Here is a 10,832-nt window from a genome sequence, read left to right as displayed (position 1 = left end):
GTTTAATAAGATATTTATTGATAAATTGAATTTATAAAAGCGCTTTTATAAAGAGATAGGAAACCTTTAAAGGATGTAAAAAATATCACTTATTGTGGGAATAAACAATAAAAAAGGAGACAAATTATCATGCGAGCAATCATGGTTATGTTTGATTCACTTAATAGGCATATGCTCCCAAACTATGGATGTGATTGGACTCATGCCCCTAATTTTAAAAAGTTAGGAGAAAAAACGGTTGTTTTTGATCAGTGTTATGCAGGGAGTTTACCGTGTATGCCAGCAAGACGTGAACTTCATACCGGACGTTATAACTTCTTACACCGAAGCTGGGGTCCTATTGAACCGTTTGATAATTCAATGCCAGAAGTTCTAAAACAAAATGGTGTATATACTCATTTGGTAACTGACCATCAACATTATTGGGAAGATGGAGGTGCGACTTACCATCCAAGATATAGTTCCTTTGAACTTGTTAGAGGACAAGAAGGAGACCCGTGGAAAGGCCACTTGAAAAACCCAGACTATCCTGAAACGGAATCACCAGATTTTTTTGTGAAAAGTAATATGTTCAGACAAGACGTCATTAATCGGAGCTATTTCGAGTGTGAAGATAAACATCCACAGGCAGTTACCTTCTCTTTAGGGATGGAATTTATCAAAAAGAATAAGGATGAAGATAATTGGTTTTTACAGCTTGAAGCGTTCGATCCTCATGAACCGTTTTTTGCTTATCAACATTACAAAGATTTGTATCCTCATGAATACAAAGGAAAACATTTTGACTGGCCGCCGTATTACTTTGTTCAAGAGGGTGAAGAAGTAGTAGAACATGGAAGATATGAATATGCTGCACTTTTAAGTATGTGTGACCACTATTTAGGGCGTGTTATCGAATTAATGGACAAGCATGATATGTGGAAGGATACCATGTTGATTGTGAATACTGACCATGGATACTTGTTGGGAGAGCATGGATGGTGGTCAAAGAGTATCATGCCGGTTTATGAAGAAATAGCACATACTCCGTTATTCGTATGGGATCCTAGGGTAGGTAAAAAAGGAGAAAGAAGACAGTCAATTGTCCAAACAGTCGACTTGGCCCCCACTTTACTTGAATTTTTCGGAGTTCCATTACCGGAAAATATGGATGGGCGGCCATTGCGGGAAACCATTCAATCAGATCAGCCAATACGTGAAAGCGCTCTATTCGGTTTCCATGGAGGCCATGTCAATATAACAGATGGCAAGTATGTTTATATGAAAGCTCCTGTCTCTCCAAAGAACGAACCATTATATGAGTATACGCTAATACCAACACATATGAGAAAGCTATTTTCTCCCAGTGAGTTACAAAATATTCAAATTCAAGAACCATTTTCTTTCACAAAAGGGTGTCAAACCATGAAAATACGTGCGGGAGAGGAATTTACTAACCCATTTCAATATGGATCAAAATTGTTCGATTTAACAACAGACCCTGAACAAAAAGAGGAAATTGAAGATCTAGAAATTGAATTGAAATTTATTGAAAAGATAGCTGAGAAAATGAGAGAAAATGATGCGCCAAAGGAGCAATTTGAAAGATTGGGTATTCCGGAGAACGGCATCATGACAGTAGAGGAATTAAGGCAGCAGAAAGAAGCGGTCCGGAAAGCAGAACAATTAAATATTTTGTTGGATAATCTATGGGATAAGGGAGCGCAAAATCAAATAAGAGCTTTACTAAATATTATTCCCGAGAATGTCCGTCAAGATATTTTAAATAAGTTTGAAGAATTTGTGGTTAGTTCAAGGTTCAATGAAATCACTACAGAGGTAGTTGAGAAATTTATCGATGTGAGTATTCCAAAGGAGGAAAAAGAAAAAGCACAGTATTTCATTAGACTAGCTGGTCGTACAAATTAATCGAGTAGAAGCTTACCTGCGGCTGATTTGCAAATTTCAATTCATTGTGGCTACTAAATAACCAAAAAAAATATGGGGGAATAGGCATGAGTTCAATAAATGCTAATGCAAAAAAGAGCGAAATAACGTTATATTCTTTTGGCGGATTTGGGTCAAACCTGTTATATGTTCTTACAACATCTTTCTTAATGTATTTTTATACTGATGTTTTTAAGATTTCTCCTATCGCTGTTGGTAGTGTATTTTTAATTGTTAGGTTAATTGATGCAATCTTGGATCCTATGATAGGAATGCTTGCTGATAGAACAAATAGTAAATGGGGAACATATAGACCTTGGCTAATTTTTGGCTCACCCCTTTTAGCTATGGTTACCCTTTTACTATTTACTGCGCCTCATTTAAGTCCGTCAGCGAAAATATATTATGCAATAGCAACCTATGTCGGTTATTCTTTTGTATCTTCAATCGTGAACATACCATATCACTCTTTAACTGCAATTTTAAGTCAAGATTCTAGTCAGAGGACGGTAATTGCTACAGCAAAACAATTTATGGGTACCTTTGGAGCCTTAGTAGCTTCCGCAGCTGTACTTCCTTTAATTGCTTTATTTGGAAGTGGGCAAAAAGGATGGTTTTTTACAACGCTCTTGTTTTCAATCTTATCCATTGCATCATTTTGGCTTTGTGCCCATGGTGCAAAACGACATGATATCAAAAAGGTAAATAGCAAAAATGATTCATCTTCAATTGATGGTCATCCTACATTGAAAGCACAAATTAATATAATTACAAAAAATAAACCTTTATTATTATTATTGATTGCTTTTTTAGCTAATATGGTTGCATTTGTCACAAGTATTTCTACATCAATTTACTATTGGCAATATAATATTGGCAGACTGGATTTGTTTTCAAAATTAAATTTATGGGGCACTTTGATTTCAATTCCTGTATTTATGTTAATTCCACCCTTGGTTAAAAAATTCGGTAAGAAACACGTATATATGTATGCATCTTTATTCTCTATCATTCCATTTGTTGTAATATTATTAATTCCTTATAAGAATGTAATGCCAATCTTTGTTCTATCTATTATTATCAGCCTTATTGGTCCACTTACTTCAGTTCTTCCATGGACCATGTTACCTGATTGTGTGGATTACGGAAAATGGAAAACAGGTATTAACGGTTCCGGTACAGTACATTCAATGGCGATTTTCACAAATAAAGTAGGGGGAGCCATTGGAGGTCTTATTTCTGGAGCTGTATTAGGAGCTGTAGGTTATGTTGCAGGGCAACACCAAACCCCTGAAGTATTAAAAACGATTGGTTATATGAATTTCCTTGTACCAATTCTCGGATATATAGTTATTGTGATAGTTATGAAGTTTTATCCAATTACAAATGAATTCAGTGCAAAAATGGTAGAGGAGATAAATAACAGAGAAAAAAAGAATGAAGCTGCTGTATAGTGGAAGATTAAGAAGTTACTATAACTGCTTATTTGGAGGCTAATGATGACTAGAGATATAAAAAAGTTGATTACACAAATGACTTTATAGGAAAAAGCAAGGTTATGTTCTGGATTAGATTTCTGGTATTTAAAAGGGATCGAACGATTAGGGATTCCATCAATTATGGTAACGGATGGTGTCCCCATGGTCTTCGAAAGCAGCGGGGAAGTGTGCGGATCATTTAGGGGTGTTTGACAGTTACCTGCTACTTGTTTTCCGTCTGCTGTTGGGTTAGCCAGCACTTGGAATCGGGATCTGATTCAAAAAGTAGGTATCGCTTTAGGTGAAGAATGTCAGGCTGAAGACGTGGCAGTTCTGCTTGGCCCAGGTGCCAATATCAAGCGTTCACCACTTTGTGGGAGAAACTTTGAATATTTCTCTGAGGATCCTTATCTTTCATCGGAAATGGCAGCGAGTCAAATTAAGGGGGTACAAAGCCAAGGTGTTGGTACTTCTCTTAAACATTTTGCAGCTAACAACCATGAGCATCGCCGGATGTCTACGGATGCGATTGTAGATGAAAGAATATTGCGTGAAATTTATCTCGCTAGCTTTGAGGGTGCTGTCAAGAAATCTCAACCATGGACAGTGATGTGTTCTTACAACAAGGTGAATGGAGAATATGCATACCGAAAATAAATATTTGCTTAATGACATTTTGAAAGAGGAATGGCCAGTAACTGCGATTGTGCCTTCCGTTTTCAAAGGGAATATACCATTCTCATTTTTCAAAAGAACCATGCTCTCTCTTGCAACTTCACGTGCTAGCTGATGATGAACAGCTTGATTGGATTTTTGGCGAAGCAGATCCGAGCGGAAAATTAGCCGAAACATTTCCAAACCAATTAAGCGACAATCCTTCCTTCTTAAACTTCCCCGGTGAGGGAGACAAAGTGGAATATAAAGAAGGCATTTTTGTTGGCTATCGTTATTATGATAAGAAAAACATTAAACCGTTATTCCCCATTCGGGTACGGATTAAGCTATACAAACTTTTTGAATATAGTATTCTTTCTATTAGCAAGAAAGAAATTCAGGGTGTGGAAACTGTTACCGTAAGTGTGAATGTGAAAAATACTGGTGTTGTTGCAGGGAAAGAGATTGCTTTTTATTATGCTAATAGCTGTCATAATGTTGATTAATATTTATGATACATTCCATTATCTTTAGTCTGCGATAGCACCACTTATGGTAGTTAGTCCAGTATGGATGTTAGAGAATGTTATAAAGTTTCATCAATTAATAAATTTTTTTAAAGCATGTATTTCGGAGGTAAGATATGTCAAAGAAAGCGATAATATTTGATCTTGATGGAGTAATTGTTACAACAGATCAATATCATTATAAGGCATGGAAAAAAATGGCTGATGAAGAAAAAATAAATTTTGATAAAACAATTAATGAACGGCTTAGAGGAGTAAGCAGGATGGAAAGCTTAGAGATTATCCTTGAGAAGTCTGAGAAGAAATATAGTAATTTAGAAAAAGTGGAACTTGCAGAGCGTAAGAACAATTATTATAAAGAATTTTTACAACGTGTAACACCAAAGGATATCCTGCCAGGAGTGTTAAAAATATTGCATGGACTTAAAGAAAAAGGTATTAAAATTGCCGTTGGTTCTTCAAGTAAGAACACACCCATTATTCTTGAAAGAATAGGCTTAGAAAGGTTCTTTGATGCTGTGGCAGACGGAAACAGTATAAAAAATAGCAAACCTGATCCAGAAGTATTTCTTCTGGCAGCAAAAATGCTAGGAACAAAGCCTGAAGACTGTGTTGTGGTAGAAGATGCAGAAGCTGGAGTTGAAGCTGCTCTATCTGGCGGTATGAAAGCTGTAGGTGTTGGTTCCGCCACTAATTGTTCAAAGGCAGACTATAAAGCAAGTAGTATGGAGTTTATTTCTATTGATGAATTGTTGATGTAATTATAATAATTTTTACGGAGGTACAAAATGATTAATTTAAAAGGAAAACCATTTTGTTTAAATGATGAGGATATACAGTGGGTAGAAGATACTCTTGCAGGAATGAGTGATGAGGAAAAACTTGGACAACTCTTTTGCCTAATAGCATATTCGGATGATGAGGAATATTTAAAGAAAATTCCGGTTAAATACAATCCGGGAGGATTAATGTGCAGACCTATGCCTGCAAAACAGGTTTTTAATACTGTACGTATTCTTCAAGAAAATTCGAAAATTCCAATGCTGATTTCAGCAAACTTGGAAAAGGGTGCTAACGGTATTGTTGAAGAAGGAACTTTTATTGGATCTCAGATGCAGGTTGCTGCTACAGATGATGATGAAATGGCATATAAACTCGGTGTTGTCTGTGGACGTGAGGGTTCTGCTGTAGGAGCTAACTGGGCTTTTGCACCAATTATAGACATTGATTATAATTTTAGAAACCCTATAACGAACACTCGAACATTTGGTTCTGATCCTGATAGGGTTCGCAGAATGGGGGCTCAGTATGTAAAAGGTGTACAAGAATATGGTGTTGCTGCTTCTATAAAACATTTTCCAGGTGATGGTATGGATGAGAGAGATCAGCATTTGGTTACATCTATAAACTCCATGTCTTGTGAAGATTGGGATAAAACCTATGGAGCCAACTATAGAGCTTGTATTGAAGCAGGCGCTATGACTGTTATGGTTGGTCATATAATGCAGCCTGCATATACTAAGAAATTCAATCCGCAGATAAAAGACGAGGATATTCTACCTGCTACACTTTCATATGAATTAGTAACAAAGTTATTAAAAGAACAATTAGGTTTTAACGGTCTTGTTGTTACAGATGCTTCAACAATGGCTGGAATGCAAATTCCAATGCATAGAGAAAAGGCAGTGCCACAAGCTATCGCTGCCGGCTGTGACATGTTCCTGTTTACTGAGAATATAGATGAAGACTACGAATATATGAGAAAAGGCATTAAAAATGGGATTGTTACTCAGGAACGTTTAAATGATGCAATAACAAAGATACTTGCACTTAAGGCTGCACTGAAGCTTCCTAAGAAACAGAAAGAGGGGAAATTAGTACCTACTCCTGATGAAGCATTAAAGAATATTGGAACTGAAGAACATAAAGCTTGGGCAGCTGAATGTGCTGATAAAGCTATTACCATAGTGAAAGAGGAAACAGGAGTTTTGCCTTTATCTCCAAAGAAATATAAAAAGGTTTTGTACTATGACATAGAAAGCCAACAGGGTTTTGCCTATTCAGTAAGAACCGGGGTTGCAGAAAAGGTTAAGAATCTACTTGAAAAAGAAGGCTTTGATATAGATGTATTTAAACCTAATCCAGACTATGAAGGTTTGGCTGATCGCTATGGAGAAATTACTGAAAAATATGATCTTATTATCTATCTTGCCAATATGGCAACAAAGAGTAATCAGACTACTGTGCGTATTGAATGGGCTCAGCCAATGGGAGCTAATGTGCCGGTTTTTACAAATGCAATTCCAACAGTATTTATATCTGTAGAAAATCCTTACCATCTTTTAGATGTGCCAAGAATTAAAACATATATTAATACTTACAGTTCAAATGACTTTGTATTGGAAGCATTAATTGATAAGCTAATGGGTAGGTCAGAATTTCAGGGCATAAGTCCTGTAGATCCATTCTGTGGAATGTGGGATACGAGACTATAATACTATACCTAGAAATATAAATAAAATGGAGAAATAGTTATGGCGAAATTTAACTGTAATGTTATTTCGTATACATTAAAGAGAGCAGTTGATATAACTGTTATTTTTCCATCACCAACTATACCTGACTCACTTGGCTTTGGAGGAGTTAAGCCTTCGCATACACCAAAAGAAAAGTATCCTGTATTGTACTTATTACATGGAATGGGAAATAACAACGCAACTTGGACTGGCTATAGATAGCAATGTTGAATTGTATGCTGAAGAAAGACAGATTTGTTGGCTATCGTTATTATGATAAGAAAAACATTAAACCGTTATTCCCATTCGGGTACGGATTAAGCTATACAAACTTTGAATATAGTAATCTTTCTATTAGCAAGAAAGAAATTCAGGATGTGGAAACCGTTACCGTAAGTGTGAATGTGAAAAATACCGGTGGTGTTGCAGGGAAAGAGACTGTTCAACTCTATATTAAAGATCTTGAAAGCTCTGTGATCAGACCGGAAAAAGAGCTAAAGGGCTTTGAAAAAGTCCAATTACAACCCGACGAAGAAAAAACGGTAACATTTACCTTAGATAAGCGGGCATTTGCTTACTATGACGTTGAGTTGAAAGATTGGCATGTAGAAACGGGAGAATTTGAAATCCTAATTGGAAAATCATAAAAGAAGTTGTTCTTACGGATACTATATATGTGGAATCAACTGTTGCAATTAAAAAGATAATCACAAGAAATACAACCGTAGGTGATCTATTAGCTAACCCAGAAATTGCTCCACTAGCTCAGCAATTTCTTGCTCAGTACAATCAAGACGATTCACTAACGAGTATTTCCGAAGGTGAAGATGGCAATGAAATAATGGAAGCGATGATGAAGTATTTGCCTTTACGTGCATTAGTTGCTTTTAATCCTACTAAGATAACTGATGATATGCTAAATGAAATGTTGGAAACTTTTAATACAACTTTAGTTAAGTAATTGCTTTGTAACGAGATGTGGCAACTAGTATAGGGTTATTAACTATGCTAGTAGCTACATTTTTCCATTATGTAATGAAAACAAATTAAATAAAAAGCATTTGCATGCATCAAAGATAAACGTGATTTTTATTTTGGTTCTTTTAAAGGAGATTTAGCTAACTATGGACTCTTTAAAAAAAATTAAAGAACAACCAGAAGAAAGTGTTAAATTTGCACAGCAGCATTTAGCAAATGAAAGAACCTATCTAGCATGGATCCGGACTGCTATATCTATTACAGGGGTTGGTTTTTTAACTACCTCATTACATTTTACTATTAAAATAAGCTCCTTTTCATATTTAAATACCTTAGCTATATTTCTCGGAATCTTTGCGTGTATTGTTGGATTTATAACTGGTCTATTGTCTACTATTCTATACACAAGGAAAAGAAGAGAAATTCAAGAGGGCGTTTTTATTCCGTCTAACCACTCTATTATATTTATTTCTACTTTATTCTCACTTTTAATTTTTATGATTTTTATGTATCTTTCTATCTTATTATTGTCATAAAGTGGGTAATGAACTTAATTTTTTAAAAAAAATGTTATTCGTAAAAATGGGACTGTCATCAGGGCCTATAATTTAAATTGGAGTACATTGCAACTAGTAAAGGAACCAATTAAAGGAGGAACAAGTATACCATTTTATATCGATAATGATGCAAATGTAAAGGCATTAGGAGAGAGCTGGAAGGGTGCGGGTGAAGGTGGTGACAATGTTGTCTTTGTCACACTTGGGACAGGTGTTGGCGGTGGCGTGATTGCAGAAGGAAACTTAATACATGGCAAAATAGGAACAGCAGCAAGTGCAACAGGTGTTGTCTGATTAGCCCGCGATTTATCTGAAGAATTTGCAGGTGAATCAGAACTGAAGTGGTTAATTGATGATGGGCAAGAAGTGACTTCAAAGACCGTGTTTGATCAAGCAAAACGAGGAGATAGATTGGCTATCATTATAGTGGATAAATTTTATTTCTATTTAGGATTAGCTTGTGAAAATATTGCTAATTTTTAAAATCTTGAAGGAATTGTAATTGGTGGGGGAGTGTCAGCTGCAGGAGATATGCTGTTGAAAGTTGTAGAAAATTACTTTCATAAGTTTGCATATTCACAAGTAAGAACAAGTACGAAAATTAAACTGGCTCAGTTAGGAAATGATGCTGGAGTAATAGGTGCCGCATCGTTAGTTAAACACTATAAAAGATAAATTCTAGTTTAATTAAAAATTAATCTCAGAATCAACTATTTCCCCATGTTTTTTTACACTTTAGGGGCAAGTTAGTGATAGAATATGGTAATAAAAATATATGATAATACATATTATTTCAGTTATCCTCTAAAAAAGCGTGGATTTAGGACAAAACCGATTCATTATGATAATAAATTCGTTGACTCTCCCATTAGGGGATGCTATCCATTAAAGGAGTAGAGCAATATGCAAAAACAAAACATCACCTTAGCTATCGTATTGGCGAATCTATTCATTGTCTTTTTAGGAATTAGCCTTGTTATTCCAGTTACACCGACAATCATGGATGAGTTAAATTTATCTGGATCAATTGTCGGCTATATGGTTGCTGCTTTCGCTGTCACACAGTTAATAGTGTCTCCAATTGCAGGCCGTTGGGTAGACCGATTTGGGCGAAAAAGGATTATCGTTACTGGTCTGATCATTTTTAGTATTTCAGAGTTTTTATTCGGAATCGGAAAAACAGTTGAAGTTCTTTTTATTTCTCGTATGCTTGGCGGTGTCAGTGCAGCATTCATGATGCCAGCTGTAACAGCAGTGATTGCGGATGTTACAACGGTTGATACACGGGCAAAAGCACTTGGATATATGTCGGCAGCCATTTCAACAGGTTTTATTGTTGGGCCTGGTGTTGGAGGTTTCTTAGCAGAGTTTGGTTCTCGCTTACCGTTCTTCATTGCTGCAGTCATTGCATTATTCGCAGCCATTATATCTGTTATCGCACTTCGTGAACCAGAACGAAATCCTGAAAATGAAGAAGTAAAAGAGCAAAAAACAGGAATTAAACGTATTTTTGCACCGATCTATTTTATATCCTTTCTGATTATTTTAATTTCACAGTTTGGTTTAGCAGCCTTTGAATCGTTATTTGCTTTATTTGTCGATCATAAATTTGGCTTTACATCGAAGGACATTGCTATCATTATATCAGGCGGAGGTATTGTAGGGGCGATTGTTCAAGTTGCATTATTCGATCGCCTGACTAAATGGATGGGTGAAATTCGTTTAATTCGTTATAGCCTTATTCTCTCGACGATCCTTGTACTTTTAATCACATTCGTGAACACATACTTTACGATTTTACTTGTTACAGTAACTGTATTTCTCGGATTTGATTTAATGCGACCTGCTGTGACATCGTATTTATCAAAAATTGCCGGAAATGAGCAAGGTTTTGTTGGCGGTATGAATTCGATGTTTACAAGTATCGGTAATGTAATTGGACCAATTATTGGCGGGATTTTATTCGATATCGATTTAAACTATCCGTTTTATTTTGCAACAGTCTTATTATTAGTCGGAATTGGGTTAACCCTTGTTTGGAAAGAGTCAGCATATCGCACAGCTTAAGTAATCAGAAAGAGGCTGTTCCAAAAGGTGACAGGCACCATTACTATATGTCAAAGTACATGATAATTTTTCAGCTATGTTGATTGGAGCGGAAGGCGCTCGACTCCTGAGGGAGTACGGGGCAGGGGA

The 10,832-nt window shown here is 36.0% G+C and carries 9 protein-coding genes and 2 pseudogenes; all 11 read left to right on the top strand.

Going from position 1 to position 10,832, the window contains the following annotated elements:
• Window positions 1-129: 129 nt before the first annotated feature.
• The 11 genes and pseudogenes from V7150_RS18280 (at window position 130) to V7150_RS18225 (ending at window position 10,703) form a co-directional block, all read left to right on the top strand.
• Window positions 130-1,908, top strand: coding sequence for a sulfatase (locus V7150_RS18280; RefSeq protein WP_335521209.1), 1,779 nt, complete (start codon window positions 130-132; stop codon window positions 1,906-1,908).
• An 86-nt stretch (window positions 1,909-1,994) separates the two neighbouring features.
• Window positions 1,995-3,380: an MFS transporter gene (locus V7150_RS18275; protein WP_335521207.1), complete on the top strand. Its 1,386-nt coding sequence runs from the start codon at window positions 1,995-1,997 to the stop codon at window positions 3,378-3,380.
• A gap of 45 nt (window positions 3,381-3,425) precedes the next feature.
• Window positions 3,426-4,504 (top strand): annotated as a pseudogene (locus V7150_RS26660) (glycoside hydrolase family 3 N-terminal domain-containing protein); the annotation flags it as partial.
• A gap of 197 nt (window positions 4,505-4,701) precedes the next feature.
• Complete coding sequence (gene pgmB, locus V7150_RS18260) at window positions 4,702-5,346, top strand: beta-phosphoglucomutase (RefSeq protein WP_335521205.1); 645 nt, start codon at window positions 4,702-4,704, stop codon at window positions 5,344-5,346.
• 27 nt (window positions 5,347-5,373) lie between these two features.
• On the top strand, window positions 5,374-7,080 hold the full coding sequence (locus V7150_RS18255) for a glycoside hydrolase family 3 protein (RefSeq protein ID WP_248733487.1): 1,707 nt from the start codon (window positions 5,374-5,376) through the stop codon (window positions 7,078-7,080).
• Between the two features lie 39 nt (window positions 7,081-7,119).
• Window positions 7,120-7,323, top strand: a complete 204-nt coding sequence (locus V7150_RS18250; RefSeq protein ID WP_248733486.1) for a hypothetical protein — start codon at window positions 7,120-7,122, stop codon at window positions 7,321-7,323.
• A 20-nt stretch (window positions 7,324-7,343) separates the two neighbouring features.
• Window positions 7,344-8,062: pseudogene (locus V7150_RS18245) on the top strand (fibronectin type III-like domain-contianing protein); the annotation flags it as partial.
• A 163-nt stretch (window positions 8,063-8,225) separates the two neighbouring features.
• Entirely contained in the window at window positions 8,226-8,615 is a 390-nt protein-coding gene (locus tag V7150_RS18240; RefSeq protein WP_248733485.1) for a YidH family protein, read from the top strand.
• 36 nt (window positions 8,616-8,651) lie between these two features.
• The gene (locus V7150_RS18235; protein ID WP_335521216.1) at window positions 8,652-8,930 is read left to right on the top strand and encodes an ROK family protein; all 279 of its coding nucleotides are present in this window, start codon (window positions 8,652-8,654) and stop codon (window positions 8,928-8,930) included.
• Between the two features lie 201 nt (window positions 8,931-9,131).
• A complete protein-coding gene (locus V7150_RS18230; protein WP_319942251.1) occupies window positions 9,132-9,311 on the top strand; it encodes an ROK family protein in 180 nt (59 codons plus the stop codon).
• 228 nt (window positions 9,312-9,539) lie between these two features.
• Window positions 9,540-10,703 (top strand): MFS transporter, encoded by a 1,164-nt coding sequence (locus V7150_RS18225; protein WP_335521200.1) that lies wholly within the window; start codon window positions 9,540-9,542, stop codon window positions 10,701-10,703.
• The last annotated feature ends 129 nt before the right edge of the window (window positions 10,704-10,832 follow it).

Origin of the sequence: Neobacillus drentensis, assembly GCF_036965245.1 — a bacterium.
In the GTDB taxonomy this organism is placed as follows: Bacteria; Bacillota; Bacilli; order Bacillales; family Cytobacillaceae; genus Neobacillus; species Neobacillus drentensis_G.
The sequence above is the reverse complement of the archived record's forward strand: the minus strand, read 5'-3'. Positions and strand labels throughout refer to the sequence as shown.